This is a genomic window from Hyphomicrobium sp. 2TAF46 (assembly GCF_052114865.1).
GTDB lineage: Bacteria > Pseudomonadota > Alphaproteobacteria > Rhizobiales > Hyphomicrobiaceae > Hyphomicrobium_B.
Genome location: NZ_JBFRFO010000006.1, coordinates 226,681 through 244,254, shown reverse-complemented (window position 1 = coordinate 244,254; position 17,574 = coordinate 226,681). Strand labels below are relative to the sequence as shown.

Below are 17,574 nucleotides of genomic sequence, written 5' to 3'. Positions count from 1 at the left end.
CCCGATTGGAGAAATGCCTATGGAAAGTACCCCCAGCACAGCACTGGGTCTAGGTGACGAGTCGAGCATCTGGTTCAAACTGACGCCGCTTCTCCGCGGCGATCCCGACAATCCGATGCGCATCCTGATGCACATGATGGACCGTTATGGTCCGGTTCTGCCCGTGACGATGGCGAACCAGCGCGTGGTGCTGATCTCGGAGCCCGAATATTTCAAGCACGTGCTCGTCACGAAAGCCGACAGCTACACCAAGTATTTCGACGGCCTGAAGCCGATCTTCGGCAAGTCGATGATCACGAACGACGGAGCGCTGTGGCAGAAGATCCGGATGCCGCAGCAGCCGGCGTTTCATCCCGACATGTTTGCCGAGTACATCCCGTACTTCCTCAAGGCCATCGAAACGAAGATGGCGCTTTGGGGCGAACTTGCCAAGTCCGGCGACACGGTCGAGATGGTCGAGCAGACGTGGACGCTTGCCGCCGACATGATTTGCAAGGCGCTGTTCGATCGCGACATGCCGTTCAATCCGCACGTCGTCTTCAAATGCGTGAAGACCTACACCGACGTGATGAACCATCGCGACATTCGTCTGCGCAAACAGGCCGGCGAAGTCTTCGAGATCACGGAAGAAGATCCCGCCAAGGCGATGGAAGTCTGGGCAAGCGTTCCGCCGGCCGTTATGGGTGCCGACCCGCGGGAAGCGCGTGAGCGCACGCTGCTGAAGATGATCGAAGCCGCGGTAAACGATCCATCCGTTCCCGAGTTCGACCGCGAGCAAGCTGTCGACGAGCTGAAGCAATACCTTTGGGCTGGCACCGAGACGACGGCGCTGACGCTCGCTTGGGCGCTTTATGAAATTTCGCGGCGGCCAGAGGCTGCCGAGCGTATCCGCCGCGAAGGCGAACAGGTTTACGGCGACCGTGAACCGACTGCTGCCGACTATTCAGGGCTCGCCTATACGCGCGCGGTGATCCAGGAAACGATGCGGATCTATCCGCCTGTCTGGGGCTTGATCCGCGTCGCACAGGCGGAAGACGAGATCGGCGGGGTCAAGATCAATCCAGGTGATCGGGTAACGCTCTTCGCTTACGGTGCCCATCACAACGCGAAGTTCTGGCCGGAGCCTGAATCCTTCCAGCCGGAACGGTGGATGGCAGGCAACGCCAAGAAGCAGGTGAAATACAGCTACATCCCGTTCGGAGCGGGCAAGCGTTCGTGTATTGGCGGCGCAATGAGCCAGGTCGAGAACACGCTGGCGCTCTCGCTATTGCTTCGCCGTTTCCGGCCGGAGTACGTGGGCAAGTATCCTGCAGGTCTCAACGCCACAGTGACACTGACGCCGAAGGGCGGGCTGCCGTTCAAAATCAGAGAGTTGAGCTGACGTCTCGGCTCAATGCCTCGCGAATTTCGGAGAAGGCCGGGACAGACGTTCCGGCCTTTTTCAATGCTCACAAATTGTAGTGTCCTGTTATGCACGCGCCTTCGCGCAAAGCGCGCGAAACCTCGATTCCCGCTGCCCTGGAAGCGCGCAATCGATCTTTTCCACAGTTAATTCGCGACCTATTCAGAGGCTCCTTCTTGAGCCAAACGCTGAGCGATCTCGTAAATTCGTGTTGTACCGCCTCGCAGTTGCGAACCCAGTTGGTGTTCAGGGCGAGCCGATGCTGTCATATTGACGGCACGTTAGCGATTTAAAAGGACTTTCCAGGTGTCACTTCCCCCGGTGACGTCCACATAGGTTCCAACTCCAGGAGGCCCCTCACCATGGAGTCCGTGAGAACTGTAGTGCTCGGCAAGCCCGTTTTCCTTCTAACGGGTGCGAAGTCTCGCAAAACGAAAGGCCATGCTTCGAACTCGCTCGAAGTCGAAGCTCCTGAGAAGCTGCTCGAAACCGCACGCCGCAATCCCGATGCCGTCGCATTCGGATTTGTCGCCGGGAGCTGGGTCGCGGCCGCCTGAGGCCGCCTGCTACCAAATTACCTTGAGAATTTGCGGACTGAGCCAGTTACTCAGTCCGTCTAGATATTCTCCCCGAACGGCAGGTCGGTTACGCCCGGCTTGACGCCAAGGCCTGTCAACAGTGCGTGCACCTGGCCGCGGTGGTGGGTCTGATGATTGAACAGGTGCACGATCAGTAACGCCTTCGGGCGCGTTAACTCACGGCCCGTCGCACCCGAGATCCACGTGAGGTCACCCGCCATGTCCGGCGGCTGGAGCCGATCGGCCCAATCCTGAATGACGCCATCGAAACGACGGCGCTCGTCATGCAGCGCTTCCCAAGTCTCGCAGAGTGCCAGCCCCTCAACGATACCCCGCTTCGCCGGAGGCGGCGCGGCGCCGAACCGATGCAGCCACGCCTGATCGGCCCACAGCAGATGATTGAGGGTCGCGTGGATCGAGCCGAAGAATGCGCCTCGATCCTCTTTGCGTTGCGCGTCGCTAAGCCCATCGGACGCGCCATAAACGTTGGCGTTTTGCCAAGCGTTATAGCGCGCCATCGTGCGAACATAGCTCGGAGAGATCATTTCCCTGTTCCAGGCGCGTTATGATCCGAACGAGTTCGGTGAACTGCCAGCTGTTCAGCCGACGATTTCATCGAGACGGAAATTGAGGGCGATTTCGCGATCGGCGGCGGCTGCGCTATCCGAGCCGTGGGTGGAGTTCGAGCCCTTGGATTCAGCGAAAAGCTTGCGGATCGTGCCGGCTGCCGCCTCTTTCGGGTCGGTGGCGCCCATGACTTCGCGATATTTTGCGATGGAGTTCTCGCCTTCGAGAACCTGGAGAACGACGGGGCCGGATGTCATGAAATCTACGAGTTCGCCGTAAAATGGCCGCGCCTTGTGTTCTTCATAGAATTTTTCAGCCTGCGCACGGGTCCACCGCACACGCTTCTGAGCCACGATGCGCAGACCCGCGTCTTCGATCACGGCGTTGATCTTGCCGGTGAGATTACGGCGCGTTGCGTCGGGCTTGATGATGGAAAACGTGCGTTCGATGGCCATAAGTCTGTCTCGCTTTACGGATTTTATGTGGGTCGAGCGGGCTTATAGCGATGCGAACAGCCGCCAGCAAGCGTCTGACGTGCCCCAGTCGAAGCATTCGGTTGCACGTCATACGCAATAAGTCGTGGTTTACCGCATAATCGCCCGATTGACGGGCGCAATTGCGTATGAACAGTGTGGACCGGCGCGAGGCGCACGGTCGGGAGGTTAGGCATTGACGCCTACGTGTGCGAAGAAGCGATGATGACGGGACAGGCCAACGAAATTCAGTGGTATATTGCTCGCGACGGCAAGCAGCACGGGCCGCTTACCGACGTCGAGATGCGTACGTTCGTCGCGCATAATTACCTGCGTCTTGCCGATCTCATCTGGCGGCCAGGGATGCCCGAGTGGCAATCGGCGCCAACCGTTTTTCCGACCGCTTTCGAAGCGCACGGCGAGGAGCCGAAGAAAGCGCCGGCCCGATCGCAGACCTCGAACGCAAGCTCTTCCGGTCAGCCTGCGCCTTATGCGAATTCCACAAGCACCCATACGGATAGCCACGGCAACGATTACCCTGAGCAGGCGGCTCCCCGGCCAGAGCGCAATCTGGTGAAGCGGTTGGCGCTCGCGAGCGTCGCCGTCACGCTCATCGGCGGCGGGGCGTTTGCGCTCGCGACCTATCGCGGTCCAATCGCGGACATGGTTTCAGGCCCTGGCACATCGGCCGAACAAGCACCGATCGTTGCTGCTCCCGCCGATCCACACCCCAATGCAACAGCCGAGGCGCAGCAGCCGCCGACCGATCTGGCCAGCAATGGCGTGACGATGTCCGCACCGCCGCCCTCGAATGACGTCATCGCGAATGCGGCTGGCCCGACGACGACCGCATCCGTATCGTCACCGTCGCCCGATGCAGCGCCAGCACCCGCCGCTGCGGCGCCGAGCGCTCCAAGCACGCCGACGCAAGTTGCGACGATCGATCCGCAACCACCGGCCGCCGCGCCATCAAACGGCGTCGATGGTTCGCCGCTCGACCAGCGCCTGCAAAAGGTCGCGGTGTGGTCGCTGATCAAGAAGGAGTATCCGGACTGGTACGCCACCCAGATCGGGGATGCGAACAAGCTTGCCGCCGAAAACAAGTCCGATAACGAAGTCGCGGCGCTGCTGGCGCAGGGCCTCGTCAATCTTCGGCGGCAAAACGCGGAGAAGGCACTGGCCGCAAGCTCGGACAGACTGCAGGCCATCGCGCAAGCTTTTCTCGATCAGCTGAAATCGCTCAGAGCACAGAGCGTCAGCGCCTGCTTCGGGTTCATTTCGAAGGGTGAGATGAGCCCGGCCGTCGTGCAGATGATGGAACGTCCGGAAACTGCGACGGCGCTCAATGCGCAAGCCGGAGCGATTTTCCAGGCCATCTCGGAAGGCACGAAGAACCCGGTCAAGCATGACTCGGCGGTCAAGAGCGACTACGACCTCCTGATCAAGGAACTCAGCAAGCTCGGCTGGAAAGAAGAAGATCTGCAGGTCTTCTCCAATCCAAAACTTCTTGCGAAGCGCGAACCGGAACAGGTTTGCAAGATGGTGCAGGAATGGTTTGTCGCGCACCTTGCCGTGCCGGACAAAGCTGTGCGTGAAAGGTTGCTCTTCGAGACGCTGAAGCCGGTCGTGTCAGGGTGATGCGATGGTTTACACCGCGATCAAAGTTCTTCTGACCGCGGTTCTGGTTGTTGCAATTTCGGAAGTGGCCAAGCGCTCCACCGTTTTCGGCGGGATACTCGCATCGTTGCCGCTCACGTCGCTGCTGGCTTTCATTTGGCTTTATGGTGAAACGGGCGACGCGGGAAAAGTCGCGAGCCTTTCCTACAGTGTCTTCTGGTACGTGCTGCCGTCGCTGGTGCTGTTCATCGCCTTGCCGCTGCTGCTGGCGCGTGGCGTCAATTTTTGGCTGAGCCTCATCATTGCCTGCGCGGTAACAGCCGCGGCCTATGCATTGATGGCCAGTATTCTGGCACGCTTCGGCGTAACGCTCTGACCCAGTGACAGGACGCAGCGGACCGGCTATCGGCTTCGCCCATGCTCCATATCAACGATCTCACCTACCGCATCGAAGGCAGACCGATTTTGGAAGTGGCGACGGCCGCTATTCCGTCTGGCCATAAGGTCGGCCTCGTTGGCCGCAACGGCGCGGGCAAGACGACGCTCCTGCGTCTTCTGAAGGGCGAGATCGCGCCGGACGACGGGTCGATTTCCATGCCGCGGAATGCTCGGCTGGGTCACGTCGCCCAGGAGGCGCCCGGCGGCGACGACAGTCTCATCGATTGGGTGCTATCGGCGGATACGGAAAGGGCCAAGCTTCTGAGCGAGGCCGAACACGCGACCGATCCCGAGCGCATCGCCGAGATCCAAATGCGGCTGACGGACATCGAGGCGCATTCGGCACCATCGCGCGCGGCGCGCATTCTGTCAGGTCTCGGCTTCGACGAAGATGCGCAGCGGCGCGCCTGCCGCGAGTTTTCCGGCGGCTGGCGGATGCGGGTGGCGCTTGGTGCGATCCTGTTCTTAAAGCCGGACATCCTGCTGCTCGACGAGCCGACGAACTATCTCGATCTCGAGGGCACGCTCTGGCTCGAAAACCATTTGAGGGCCTATCCGCACACCGTGCTGATCGTCAGCCATGACCGCGATCTTCTCAATCGCGCGGTTTCGTCGATCCTGCATCTCGATAAGGGCAAGCTGACGCTCTACTCCGGCGGCTACGATGATTTCGAGGAAACACGCCGCGAGAAGCAGCGCCTCGAAATGAAGCTCAAGAAGAAACAGGACGAGCAGCGCCGGCATCTACAGGCCTTCGTCGATCGTTTCAGAGCGAAGGCGACCAAGGCCTCGCAGGCGCAGAGCCGCATCAAGGCGATCGCGAAGATGCAGCCGATCGCCGAACAGGTCGACGAGCGCGTCGTGCCTTTTCACTTTCCCGATCCGCAAAAGGTGATCGCCAGCCCCCTGTTGCGCATTGAAAAGGCGAGCGCCGGATACGAGCCGGAACGGCCGATACTTTCGGGTATCGATCTTCGCATCGACAACGACGACCGCATCGCGCTGCTCGGACAGAACGGCAACGGCAAGTCGACGCTTGCGAAATTGATCGCGGGACGCTTGAAGCCTCTATCCGGCGACGTGTTCGGCGCGCAGAAAATCGAAGTCGGATACTTCGCTCAGCATCAGCTCGACGACTTGGCTCCGAATGCGACGCCTTACGACTACATGCTGAAATTGATGCCGGACGGGACGGAAGCACAACGCCGGACGAAACTCGGGACATTCGGCTTCAGCGCCGCGAAGGCCGATACGGCGTGCGGAAAGCTTTCGGGTGGCGAAAAGGCGCGGCTGCTGCTGGCGCTGACGGCGTTCAACGGTCCGCACGTTCTGATCCTCGACGAGCCGACGAACCATCTCGACGTCGATAGCCGCGAGGCCTTGATACGCGCGCTGATGGAATACAACGGGGCCGTCATTCTGATCAGTCACGACCGGCATCTGATCGAAGCCAGCGCAGACCGGCTCTTGCTGGTCCGCAACGGCGCCGTCACGTCGTACGACGGGGACATGGAAACCTATCGTTCGCTTCTGCTCGAGGAGCGCGGTGCGCGGACGGCGGAACGGCGTGACGACGGCGGCGGCGATGCGCGTTCATCGCGTACCGATCAGCGGCGCGCGGCCGCTGAACGACGGGCAGAGCTCGCGCCGCTGAAAAAGGCGATGCTCGCCGCCGAAAAGCAGGTCGAAAAGCTCGCGAAGGAAATCGCTGCGCTCGATGCCCTGCTCGGCGACCACGAGATCTACAGCGCCGACCCTCCGCGTGCGCAGGCTGCCGCGCAGAAACGGGGGCAGTTCGTCCGCGAACTGCAGACCGCGGAAGATGCGTGGCTTTCCGCGACAGAGGCCTATGAAGAAGCTTCGGCCGAGGTCGATGCATAGGGCGGCCGAGCCGCCTTCAGGGCCGTTTTGGAAGTAAGTTCAGCGGACAAGGCGATTTCGTCGCTGTTGCCCACATCTGGACGAAACCGGAGTCGGAACCCATTTCAGCTTCAAGAAGTTCAAATGATCGCGCAGCCAGACAGTGCCCCCCGCGTACTGCGCTAACAGAGAACAGCCATGAAGCAGAAATTCATCTACCACCCCCTCAATCGGAAGCCCCCTCGCGCACAGGCTGCGAGCGCGAAGTTGGTGGTTTCTGAATACCTTGCTTACATCGCGGTGCTCTCGATCGGCGTCGTGGTCGCGATCATCACATTTGCTTACGCCGCGAATATCACCGTTCACTGGCTCAGCGCGATGAGCGGCCCCAATTATTTCACGTCCGAAACGCAGCGCGTGACGCATCCAGGCGAAAAGCTCACTGCGCCAACGAAACTCGCAATGGTTGCCACGTCGGACGCCACGGGTCGAAAAGACTAGTCACGGCTTGCACATCGATCGACTTCATCCTCGGCGCTCTGCCGAGGATTTTTTTGTCATGCGAAGGCGTGTAGCGGCGCAACTAGCCGCTGATCTTCGAGAAATCGGCAACGGTGAGGGTCGCGGCGCGGATTTCGGAGAGAAGCCGCAGGCGGTTCTCGCGGATCTTCGGATCCTCGGCATTGACGAGAATTTTATCGAAGAACCGATCCACCGGCGCGCGAAGTTCCGAAAGCGCGCGCATGGCGCCTGCGAAGTTTTCGACCTGGATCGCCGCGACGGTATCCTGTTTCACCGCCTCGATGGCAGCGGCGAGCGCCGTTTCTTCCTTCTCGGTCAGAAGCGCGAGATCGTAAGTACCGGCGTAGGACTTTTTATCCTTCTTCTCTTCGATCGAGAGGATGTTGGCGGCGCGTTTCACGCCCGCAAGAAGGTTGGCGCCGTCTTCCGTTTTCAAGAAGCCGTCGAGCGCTTCGACACGGCGGACGATGAGAGCCAAGTCATCCTGGCCGCCGAGCGAGAACACGGCGTCGATCAGATCGTGGCGCTTGCCTTGATCCTTGAGGAAGACTTTTAGGCGGTCGGCGAAGAAGGAGAGAAGGTCTTGCGTAATACGCCAAGCTTCTCCAACAGTTGCATTTGCAAACGCCTTTGCTGCCGCTGGCTCTGTCTGCGATATAACGTCCGCTACAAGACCCGATTTGAAACCGGCTTGCTCCAACAGCTCTGCCGCCTTCTTCTGTTCTTTTAGATCGTTGAAGCGCTGTATCACGAATACATCTGCCATCGTGGGCGTGAGGTGCCGCACCAACGGCACGCGCAGATCGTTCTCCAGCACAATGCGGATGACACCGAGGGCGGCGCGGCGGAGCTGATAGGGATCGCCTGATCCGGTCGGCTTTTCGTTGATGGCCCAGAAGCCGACGAGCGTATCGAGCTTATCGGCAAGCGCGACGGCAACGGCGACGGCATCGCCCTGCTCTTCACGCGGCACGGTGTCGGTCGGGCCCTTCGGCTTGTAGTGCAGCTCGATGGCGCGGGCGATTTCGGGCTTTGTGCCTACGTGCTCCGCGTAATAGCGGCCCATCAAACCTTGAAGCTCAGGGAACTCGCCGACCATCTCGGAAACGAGATCGGCCTTGGAGAGACCAGCGGCACGGCGCGCATCCTGCGGATCGGCGTCGCACGCGCCCGCAAGCTCGAATGCCAACTGCTCGATGCGCTCGACGCGATCTTTCTGGCTGCCGAGCTTTTCATGGAACGTGATGCCTGCGAGCTTGCCCGCCATCTCGCCGAGCGGATGTTTCAGGTCCTGCTCCCAGAAGAACTTGGCGTCCGAAAGCCGGGCGCGGATCACCTTCTCGTTGCCCGAGACGATTTGCGCGCCGCCGTCGGTCGGGACGAGGTTCGAGACGAGCAGGAACTTGTTGGCGAGCTTCTTCGATTTCGCGTCGCGCAGCGAGAAGCACTTCTGATGCGTCTTCATCGACGTCGTCAGGACTTCGCCCGGAACTTCGAGGAAGGCTTTATCGAATGTGCCCAGCAGCACGAGAGGCCATTCGGTGAGGCCGGCATTCTCCGAAAGCAGCGCTTCGTCTTCGACAAGCTCCAGCTTCGCCTCTTTGGCGAGCGCGTGGGCCTGCTCGGAGATCGACGCGACGCGCTTCGCGGGATCGAGCATCACATGATGGGCCGCAAGCTTTTCTTCGTAGTCGTTGAAGTTCTTGACCTTGAACGGGCCTGGCCCAAGGAAGCGATGACCGCGCGTTTCATGGCCTGACGGCAAGCCCGCGATCTCAAACGGGACGACCTTGCCGCCGAGCAGGCAAAGCACGGATTGCAGCGGGCGCACCCATTGGAAGGGCGACGAGCCCCAGCGCATGGATTTCGGCCATGGGAATTTGCTCGCGACGTCCGTCACCGTTTCGGCGATGATTTCCGGCGCGGCGCGGCCGGGCTTCTCGATCTTGGCGACGTAATAGTCGCCCTTCTTCTCGTCCTTGACGATGGTCGCGTCTTCAATCGACGCGAGACCTGCGGATTTCAGAAAGCCCTGCACGGCCTGTTCGGGCGCGCCGACGCGCGGGCCCTTTTTCTCTTCCGAGATTGCGGGAGAGCCTGCGGGCACGTTCTCGATAACGAGGGTCAGTCGCCGCGGAGTCGAAAATCCCCGCGCTTCGCCGACGTCGAGGCCGCGCGCCTTCAGTCCGTCGACGACCAGTCGCTTCAGATCATCCGTTGCACGCAATTGCATGCGCGCCGGAATCTCCTCCGATAAGAGCTCGAGTAGTAGTTCAGACATGCAAGATCGATCTCGGTGAAATGGCTCTCATCCCGTCATGCAGGAAGAGCACGGGTGAGGGTTGGAGATGCGGGCCGCCGTCGGCGGGCCTCACCCTAGGCCTCTCCCCGTTGCATGACGCAACGGGGAGAGAATGTCGTTAAGGGTTTGTTGGTGCGGGTGCCGGAGCCGGTGCGCTTTCGGGCGCAGGTGTCGCCGGAGCCTCGTGCGCAGGTTCGGCCGCCGGGGCCGCGGGCGCAGCAGGCGGAGCCTCAGCCGCGGGCGGTGGTGTCGGCGGTGGCGTCTCGGCCTTCATAGCCGCACCTTCCGCCGCGGGCGCTGTTTCCTCGGCCGCCTTATGACCCGGCACGAGCCCCGCAGGGAGCGATGCCCTGACGGTATGACCGATGTCGCGTGTCGCGCCGGTCGTGTGGAGGTAGCCCACACCGACAGCAAGCAGAGCTACGAAAAAGGCGAAAATCCACGGCAGCCGCCGCAGGGCGAAGAAGCCGATAATGAATAGCGGTACTGCAATCGAGACAATCCCGAGCGTGGTGTCGTTCATGCGCGTCCTCCTCCTTCAGTCTTTAGCCACGCGGCGCAGCAGGCTTTCGCCAGGTCGCGGACGCGCAGGATGTAGCTCTGGCGCTCCGTGACCGAAATCACGCCCCTAGCGTCGAGCAGGTTGAAGATATGGCTCGCCTTGATGCACTGATCGTAGGCGGGGAGCGCGAGCAAGTGCTCCTCGCCACCTTTCGCTCCGGCCTCGAGCAATGCCTTGCACTCGGCCTCAGCGTCTCTGAAATGGCGGAGCAGCAGCTCGGTGTCGGCGTGCTCGAAGTTGAACCTTGAGTACTCGCGCTCGGCCTGCAGGAAGACGTCGCCATAGGTGAGGCGTTTGGCGTCGTCGCGGCCGTTGAAATTGAGATCGTACACCCGGTCCACACCCTGAACGTACATCGCGAGACGCTCGAGCCCATAGGTGATCTCGCCGGCGACCGGATTGCAGTCGAAGCCGCCGACCTGCTGGAAGTAAGTGAACTGCGATACTTCCATGCCGTTGCACCAAACCTCCCAACCGAGACCCCAGGCGCCGAGCGTCGGGCTTTCCCAGTCGTCTTCGACGAAGCGAACATCGTTTAGCGAGGTATCGATGCCGATGGCATCGAGGCTCGCGAGATAGAGCTCCTGAATATTCGGCGGAGACGGCTTCATGATGACTTGAAACTGATAGTAGTGCTGCAGCCGGTTGGGATTTTCGCCGTAGCGGCCATCCTTCGGACGGCGGGAAGGCTGCACGTAGGCGGCTGACCAAGGCTTCGGGCCGAGCGCGCGTAATGTCGTCGCCGGATGAAAGGTGCCGGCTCCCACTTCCATATCATAGGGCTGAAGGATGACGCAGCCCTGAGCGCTCCAGAAGCTCTGCAAGGTCAGAATAAGGTCCTGGAAGGCATCTTTGGGGCGCAACGCGGGAAGCCGTGCGGCTCGCGTCGAAACCGTCGTTTGGGACATTGTCTTTGCTCGTTCGGGCTGAATTCGCAGGCAATATACGCGTTAACGGCACCTTGTCACGCTCTGCCGACCGTGGGTGGGTCTTTCCGGCACCAGGGGGACTTTGGCAGGCTTCGAGCCGGGGCTGACGTGCTGGCCGCGGGCGTGGCTATCGCTTTGATGCGGACTTCAATTTTCCCGCTTCACCCGGGGCTTATAAACGCCGGCGGCCTCATCCCATTCGAGATTCCCGAGGTCGCGCACATTGGCCGTGGCTTCAGCTTTCCGGGTGCTGGACCGAGCATTACGGGACATGGCGGACAGAAGCCGGTAGCCGGCAAGTCCGGCTATGCCTACGATTGCGAGAAACATGACTGGGGGCATTGCAAGGCCCTCCGGGCGCCTAGATCCCAAAGCGCGACCAGAGAGATCGCGCTTCCATAGCCGACACCAGATCGTCGGCAAAAGCAAGACCGTTGCCCAGGCCTGACGCGCCCGGCGCCCGGCGAAGGCGTGAGAGCAGCCCTGCCTTTTCGGGCTCGACGACCTTCAGCTTTACCTTATCGCCGAAGAGCTGCCGCATCTTGGAACGGACATCGGTTATGCCGTCGATCAAGCCGAAGTCCGTGGCCTTCGACGCTGACCAGAAGGCGCCCGAGAACAGTTCCGCATCGGGTGCTTTGAGCTTGCCGAGGCGGCGTTCCTTGACGAGACCAATAAATACGTCGTGTACGTCCTGCTGGATCGCCTTCAGGCGTGCGACGTCGTCGGCATCTTCGGGCAGGAACGGATCAAGCTGGTTTTTATCGGCGCCTGCCGTATAGACGCGCCGCTCGACACCGAGCCGCTGCAAGAGATCGACGAAGCCGAAACTGCGGGATACGACGCCGATCGAACCGATAATCGACGACGGGTCGGCGTATATTTCGTCGCCGGCGATCGCGAGAAAATAGCCGCCCGATGCGGCAACGTCCTCGCAGAAAACATAGACGCGCTTTTCTTTCTCCGCCGCCATCTGGCGAAGGCGATTGAAGAGCAAGTTGGATTGCACCGGCGAGCCGCCCGGCGAATTGATTACAATTGCAACGGCCGGGAGCTTCGAGAGCGCGAACGCTTTTTCGATCGCGCCGGCATAGCTTGCGAGCGAGAGGCCCGGACGCAGCGGCGTCGCCATGCCGATCGGGCCGCTGAAACGCAAAACGGGAACGACGGGCTTGCGAGAAAACGGCCACATGAGGCTTCACTCCTGCGAGCAACTTTGCTCTGACGCTGCGTCATGAAAAGGGAGTTGGATGATCTAGTGCAACCGGCCACGGCTTGCCAGAGGCGATCAGCCGCCGAATTGCGCGGGAAGCGCGGCGCCGTGCCTGAAAATCGCCTCGATCTCCGGAAGAAACGCCTGCTCGGGTCCGTGAAGCACAAGCGGCGGTTTGATCGTGATCGGCGCCCGGCTGCCTTTGATGCCGCTCACGATCACTCGAATTGCAGATGCACCGGCGCGCGGATAGATCGGCAGCACGCCGATGCCGCCAAACCGTCCTTCAAAAACCGATAAAATCCGAGGCAGCGCCTCCGCCTTATGGATCATCGCGACACGGCCTCCAGGCGCCGCCATGCGGGTCATGAAGCGCGCCCAAGTTTCCAGGGCATCCTCTGCCATCTGATGCGAGACGGCCTTCAGCGGGCTCGGCGCGGCCGTGCTTCGGCCTTCCTGATGGTAGGGCGGGTTGGCAAGGACGATCGGGAACGACTCGGATGCGATGCCCGAACGTGTGAGTGCATCGGAAGAGCGCGCTATGTCGGTTTCGACAACCGAAACGCGCACCTTCAGCCCGTTACGTTCGACGTTATGGCGGGCCAAAACCGCAAGATCGCGCTCGCGCTCGACGAGTAGAACTTCGGCATCCGGACAACGCGCCGCGACGCATAGTCCGACGACGCCGACGCCAGCACCGACATCGAGAACAGGGCCTTTGCCTGCGGTCTCGGGGCTCAACCATGACGCGAGCAGCACCGCATCGGTTCCGGCGCGGTAGCCGTTGCGCGGCTGGCGAACGGTCAATGCCTCGCCAAGAAAAAGGTCTTCGCTTGCTGCCTCGATGATGGATTGCTCGGGGTCACTGACTTGCATTTCCGGCCACCCAATCGCCTAGTCCAGCGTGCTTCAGGATCTCGGCTGCCTTTGGCCATAGTTCGCCAGGAACGACAAGACGCCGCGGGAAAGCGCCGATTGACCCTTCCATAAGACTAATATTTCGATCAAATACCACCGCCTCGATGCCCTGATCCTTCAGCAGCGCTTCCGCGTAACTGATGAGGACGGGGTCATTCGTCACAATCAACTCGCGCATGGCAAATCCTAAACTATTAATCAAAGCGGGCCGGCGAAGGCTGGATGACGGCCTGGAGGCGACTACCTATGTTAGTGTCATGTAAAAATTGGGGGCCAACTTGGGTCGCGTGATTCCACTCGAAGACGTTCGCGAGACGGGGCAGAAGCTACAGCCGCTTCTCGATCTTGTATCGGATGACCTCGAGGCCATAAACCGGATCATTCTCGACAAAGCCGTGTCGGATGTCGATATGATCCCCGAGCTTGCCCATCACCTTATCGATAGCGGCGGCAAACGTCTCAGGCCAATGCTTGCGCTCGCATCAGCGAAGCTCTGCAGATATGGCGGCAACGGACACATCCGTACCGCATCAGCCGTCGAATTCATGCATACGGCAACATTGCTTCACGACGATGTCGTCGACGAGAGCGCGACGCGGCGGGGCCGGAAGACGGCGCGCATGATCTGGGGCAATCAAGCGAGCGTGCTGGTCGGCGATTTTCTTCTCGGTCAAGCCTTCAAGATGTTCGTTGACGTCGGATCGCTGACCGTTCTCCGCATCATGTCGAATGCGGCGGCGACGATTGCGGAAGGCGAAGTCATGCAGCTCGCCGCTGCCAAGAATACATCGACAACCGAAGACGATTACCTTTCGATCATCAATTCGAAGACTGCTGCGCTGTTCTCCGCCGCCGCCGAATCTGGTGCCGCGCTCGCGCAGCGGCCGGTGGAAGAGCAAGCCGCTCTTCGATCATACGGCAAGAATCTTGGCCTCGCGTTTCAACTCGTCGACGATGCGCTCGACTATGCTGGCGACAGCAGCCGCCTCGGCAAGTCCGTCGGTGATGATTTCCGCGAGGGCAAGATCACGCTGCCCGTCATCCTCTCGTTCCGGCGTGGCACGAATGACGAGCGGCAGTTCTGGAACCGCACGATAGCCGAAGGCGAGATCGCGGACGGCGATCTGGAGCACGCGGTGAGCCTAATGCGACGGCACAAGGCGATCGAAGCCACGTTTGAGCGGGCGCGCTCCTACGGGGCCATCGCGCGCGATGCGCTGGCAATCTTCCCCGAGAGCCGCGAGAAGGATGCGCTCGAGCAGGTCATCGGCTTCTGCATCAGCCGTACTCACTGACGAGCCGTCGAGTTCAGATCAAGCGCGTCGCGGCGACCCACCAGCCCGGCTGGATTGCTTTGAGAATTCGGACGCCGTTTGTCGCGGCCTGTTGCGTATCGAAGAGGGCGAAGCAGGTCGGACCAGCGCCCGAGAGCTGCGCGAGGCGGCACCGCGGCAGCTTCGCGAGTTCAGACAACATCACTCCGATTTGCGGGAAAAGCTGGCGAGCGGGCGCCTCGAGCGCATTGCCGCGCGTTGCGGCGTACCTGATTACCTCGCCGAACGACGACAGGAGCGGCGGCTTTTCGGCTTTCGCGTCCGCGGGCAACGGCGGGGCGGCGAGGAGACGGAAAACTTCCGCCGTCTTGTTGGTCGGCACATCGACGAGCGGATTCGCGAGGATCGCAAACATCTCTCCCGGCAGAGCGATGTCGTGAATTGCCTCGCCGATGCCCGTCATGATCGCGCTTCGGCTGTGCAGGCAAATAGGAACGTCGGCGCCCAGTGTGCGCGCGATCACCGGTAAATCGAGCCCGGCGATTTCCGGATGGGCCGCGCCAAGAAGCCTAAGCGCCGCTGCCGCGTCTGCCGATCCGCCGCCAATGCCAGCGGCGACGGGCAGATTTTTTTCGAGCGTCAGACCTCCGAGAATGACATTGGGTAGAATGCGCGTCAGCGTCTCGACGGTGGCGTCGACGAGATTGGCGTGGCCGAGAGCGTTTGCGAATGGACCCTCGACTTTCGTCAAGGCAGGCACGTCGCTGGTCATCGTCAGGCGGTCGCCGACGTCGGCCGCGAATGCCACGAGGCTCCGGAGTTCGTGGTAGCCGTCACTGCGACGGCCGAGAATTTCAAGCGTCAGATTGATCTTGGCGGAAGCGAATTCCTGCATCGGGGGCATGAGGTCTCAATGGCATGAAAAACGGGCGCCTGCTGGCGCCCGTTGGATGTTATCTGGCTTTGGAGAAAATTACTCAACAGCCCTGCTCGAAGGCGATCCGGCTTTATTTTCGCTGCGCTTGCGCGAAGCTTCGTCCCTTTGAACCTGCCGGGTCTTCTCGGCGTTCTTGGCTTCGCCCTTCGCGTCAAGGCCGCGTTCGAGCTTGGCCTTGATCTTATCGACGTCCTGGGGCTCCGGATCGAGGGAAAGAGCCTGGCTCCACTGGAAGCGTGCCTCGCGTTCGCGGCCGACCTTCCAGAAGGCGTCACCCAAGTGATCGTTCAAAGTCGGATCTTCGGGCTTGATCTCGACAGCACGTTCGAGAAAGCGAACCGCTTCCTTGAAGTTGCCCTGCTTGTAGTGGGCCCATCCAAGACTATCGACGATGTAGCCATCATCCGGCTTCAGCTGCACGGCCTTCTCGATCAGGCGCGTTCCTTCCTTGAGGTTCTTGCCCTGATCAACCCAGGAGTAGCCGAGATAATTCAAAACCAGCGGTTGATCGGGAGCGAGCGTGAGCGCGCGCTTCAGATCCGCTTCGGCGGCGGGCCAGTTCTTCAGCCGCTCATACGATGTGCCGCGCGCATAGTAGTAACCCCAGTTGCGCGGATCGTTCTTGTTGAGGACCGCAAGGGCCTTCGTAAAGTACGTCACGGAGCCGGCATAATCCTTACGCGCTCTCATGATGTTGCCGAGCGCCTCGAGCGGACGAACGTCCTTGGGGTCGGCTTCGATGAGCTTTGTGAGGATCGCCTTCGCCTCGTCGGCCTTATCGAGCGAGTTCAGATCGAAAGCCTTGCGAATGTCGATCGCGCTCTGCAAGGGCGTGCCTTGCGGAATCTTGTCATAGGTCGCAATCGCGTCGCTATACCGTTTCACGGCCTCCTGAGCGTTGGCGAGGGCCGCCAGTGCAAAGGCGTGATCGGGCTTCGCATCGAGAGCGAGCTGCAAATAGATCGTGCCGAGGCTGACGCCGCCTTCTCCGGCAAGCGCCTCGCCGAGGCCATAGAACACCTCCGCCAGGCCGTCGGTCGGGTTGGAGATCAGGAGCGGCGGCTTCTCTTTGCGATTGATGACGTCCAGCATCTCTTTTGCAAGCGGATGTGGGTCGCCCTGCGTTTTCGCCAGCTGCTCCTTCATCACCTGACGCGCGGTTTTGAAGTCGCCGTAGTGGGCGGCGGACTGCGCGTAGGCAAGCGATGTGCGGAGTGTACGGCTATCCTGCTTGAAGACCTTCTCGTAGGCCGCGCGCGCATCGGCCTTGCGTCCGGCAAGGTCGGCGATCAGCGCCTTGTGATAGCGCAGGTAGAACTGCGCCCAGTCGGGCTGCTTCGGCATATCGAGGGCCTTCAGCGCGCCGTCGACATCGCCGGCCGCGAGGCGGGTCCAGCCGATCGCAATTGCGCTCGTCAGCTCACCGATCGGATTTTCGGACGCCGCCGTGAAGTGCTCTTCGGCTTTCGCGTAATTGTTGCTCTTGAAGGCGGTCACGCCCAAAAGGAACTGAGACATGCGATGCGACTGGCGTGTCGCCGCCAACTGCTCGGCGAGGGGAATGGCCTTCGGCCAGTTGCCCGACATCGTCTCCATCTGGAAGGCCTGCTCGAGCAGAACTTCATTCGTCGGATCGCGTTCGAGGGCCTTACCGTAGAAACCGGCGGCCTCCTGCGTGTCCTGCGCCGCGCGCGCGAAACGGCCGGCCAGATAGTTGCCGAGCACTGATGTCGACGTCTCGTCCTGGACAAGGTCCTGGTCTTGCGAGCGGGCCGGAGCCTCGCTGAAAAACCCCGCGATCGTCATCGCGATCGCACCAAGGCCTACACTCAGCACACGCCCGAGGGGTCCCCGCATCGACATTTTTCCTTTGCTGCCGGTAGGCATTCTGATTCCTGCGGCCCCAAGCCTAGCAAAGATACCGCGCGCTTGGCGACACGCTTCACATGAAAAATGGGAAAGGAGCCGAAATTGCTAACCGT

At 61.0% G+C, this 17,574-nt stretch carries 18 protein-coding genes; 7 read left to right on the top strand and 11 right to left on the bottom strand.

The features are described from left to right. Positions 1 to 19: 19 nt before the first annotated feature. Both AB4Z24_RS14370 and AB4Z24_RS14365 read left to right on the top strand, forming a co-directional pair. On the top strand, positions 20 to 1,381 hold the full coding sequence (locus AB4Z24_RS14370) for a cytochrome P450 (protein ID WP_441709237.1): 1,362 nt from the start codon (positions 20 to 22) through the stop codon (positions 1,379 to 1,381). A gap of 383 nt (positions 1,382 to 1,764) precedes the next feature. Continuing rightward, positions 1,765 to 1,959, top strand: a complete 195-nt coding sequence (locus AB4Z24_RS14365; RefSeq protein ID WP_441709236.1) for a hypothetical protein — start codon at positions 1,765 to 1,767, stop codon at positions 1,957 to 1,959. A gap of 59 nt (positions 1,960 to 2,018) precedes the next feature. On the opposite strand, the gene AB4Z24_RS14360 is transcribed toward AB4Z24_RS14365, so the two are convergent. Both AB4Z24_RS14360 and ndk read right to left on the bottom strand, forming a co-directional pair. Beyond that, positions 2,019 to 2,525, bottom strand: coding sequence for a DinB family protein (locus AB4Z24_RS14360; protein WP_441709234.1), 507 nt, complete (start codon positions 2,523 to 2,525; stop codon positions 2,019 to 2,021). Between the two features lie 54 nt (positions 2,526 to 2,579). Continuing rightward, a complete protein-coding gene (gene ndk / locus AB4Z24_RS14355) occupies positions 2,580 to 3,002 on the bottom strand; it encodes a nucleoside-diphosphate kinase (protein ID WP_441709233.1) in 423 nt (140 codons plus the stop codon). Between the two features lie 240 nt (positions 3,003 to 3,242). Here ndk and AB4Z24_RS14350 point away from each other — a divergent pair, with 240 nt between their 5' ends. From AB4Z24_RS14350 to AB4Z24_RS14335, 4 genes are all read left to right on the top strand, one after another. Further along, positions 3,243 to 4,658 carry a GYF domain-containing protein gene (locus AB4Z24_RS14350; RefSeq protein ID WP_441709232.1) on the top strand — a complete coding sequence of 472 codons (1,416 nt, stop codon included), beginning with the start codon at positions 3,243 to 3,245 and terminating at the stop codon, positions 4,656 to 4,658. Between the two features lie 4 nt (positions 4,659 to 4,662). Beyond that, positions 4,663 to 5,013: a DUF3147 family protein gene (locus AB4Z24_RS14345; protein WP_441709230.1), complete on the top strand. Its 351-nt coding sequence runs from the start codon at positions 4,663 to 4,665 to the stop codon at positions 5,011 to 5,013. Positions 5,014 to 5,054: 41 nt separating this feature from the next. Further along, complete coding sequence (gene abc-f / locus AB4Z24_RS14340; RefSeq protein WP_441709228.1) at positions 5,055 to 6,956, top strand: ribosomal protection-like ABC-F family protein; 1,902 nt, start codon at positions 5,055 to 5,057, stop codon at positions 6,954 to 6,956. Between the two features lie 177 nt (positions 6,957 to 7,133). Continuing rightward, positions 7,134 to 7,436: a hypothetical protein gene (locus tag AB4Z24_RS14335; RefSeq protein ID WP_441709226.1), complete on the top strand. Its 303-nt coding sequence runs from the start codon at positions 7,134 to 7,136 to the stop codon at positions 7,434 to 7,436. A gap of 82 nt (positions 7,437 to 7,518) precedes the next feature. On the opposite strand, the gene glyS is transcribed toward AB4Z24_RS14335, so the two are convergent. The 7 genes from glyS to AB4Z24_RS14300 all read right to left on the bottom strand — a co-directional run bounded on the left by glyS (position 7,519) and on the right by AB4Z24_RS14300 (position 13,559). Next, positions 7,519 to 9,738: a glycine--tRNA ligase subunit beta gene (gene glyS, locus AB4Z24_RS14330; RefSeq protein WP_441709225.1), complete on the bottom strand. Its 2,220-nt coding sequence runs from the start codon at positions 9,736 to 9,738 to the stop codon at positions 7,519 to 7,521. A gap of 139 nt (positions 9,739 to 9,877) precedes the next feature. Continuing rightward, positions 9,878 to 10,282 carry a hypothetical protein gene (locus tag AB4Z24_RS14325; protein WP_441709223.1) on the bottom strand — a complete coding sequence of 135 codons (405 nt, stop codon included), beginning with the start codon at positions 10,280 to 10,282 and terminating at the stop codon, positions 9,878 to 9,880. Next, positions 10,279 to 11,229, bottom strand: coding sequence for a glycine--tRNA ligase subunit alpha (locus AB4Z24_RS14320; protein ID WP_441709221.1), 951 nt, complete (start codon positions 11,227 to 11,229; stop codon positions 10,279 to 10,281). Before AB4Z24_RS14320 ends, AB4Z24_RS14325 begins: the two co-directional genes overlap by 4 nt. A 168-nt stretch (positions 11,230 to 11,397) precedes the next feature. After that, positions 11,398 to 11,592, bottom strand: coding sequence for a hypothetical protein (locus AB4Z24_RS14315; RefSeq protein ID WP_441709220.1), 195 nt, complete (start codon positions 11,590 to 11,592; stop codon positions 11,398 to 11,400). Positions 11,593 to 11,611: 19 nt separating this feature from the next. After that, entirely contained in the window at positions 11,612 to 12,442 is an 831-nt protein-coding gene (locus AB4Z24_RS14310) for a S49 family peptidase (protein WP_441709218.1), read from the bottom strand. A gap of 96 nt (positions 12,443 to 12,538) precedes the next feature. After that, positions 12,539 to 13,339: a tRNA1(Val) (adenine(37)-N6)-methyltransferase gene (locus tag AB4Z24_RS14305; protein ID WP_441709217.1), complete on the bottom strand. Its 801-nt coding sequence runs from the start codon at positions 13,337 to 13,339 to the stop codon at positions 12,539 to 12,541. Beyond that, on the bottom strand, positions 13,326 to 13,559 hold the full coding sequence (locus AB4Z24_RS14300) for a putative signal transducing protein (RefSeq protein WP_441709215.1): 234 nt from the start codon (positions 13,557 to 13,559) through the stop codon (positions 13,326 to 13,328). Before AB4Z24_RS14300 ends, AB4Z24_RS14305 begins: the two co-directional genes overlap by 14 nt. Before the next feature lie 100 nt (positions 13,560 to 13,659). Here AB4Z24_RS14300 and AB4Z24_RS14295 point away from each other — a divergent pair, with 100 nt between their 5' ends. Then, a complete protein-coding gene (locus tag AB4Z24_RS14295) occupies positions 13,660 to 14,676 on the top strand; it encodes a polyprenyl synthetase family protein (protein WP_441709213.1) in 1,017 nt (338 codons plus the stop codon). A 13-nt stretch (positions 14,677 to 14,689) separates the two neighbouring features. Here AB4Z24_RS14295 and AB4Z24_RS14290 read toward each other — a convergent pair whose 3' ends face one another. After that, positions 14,690 to 15,559 (bottom strand): 4-(cytidine 5'-diphospho)-2-C-methyl-D-erythritol kinase, encoded by an 870-nt coding sequence (locus AB4Z24_RS14290; RefSeq protein WP_441709211.1) that lies wholly within the window; start codon positions 15,557 to 15,559, stop codon positions 14,690 to 14,692. Between the two features lie 69 nt (positions 15,560 to 15,628). Beyond that, entirely contained in the window at positions 15,629 to 17,449 is a 1,821-nt protein-coding gene (locus AB4Z24_RS14285; RefSeq protein ID WP_441709209.1) for a tetratricopeptide repeat protein, read from the bottom strand. Positions 17,450 to 17,574: the final 125 nt, after the last annotated feature.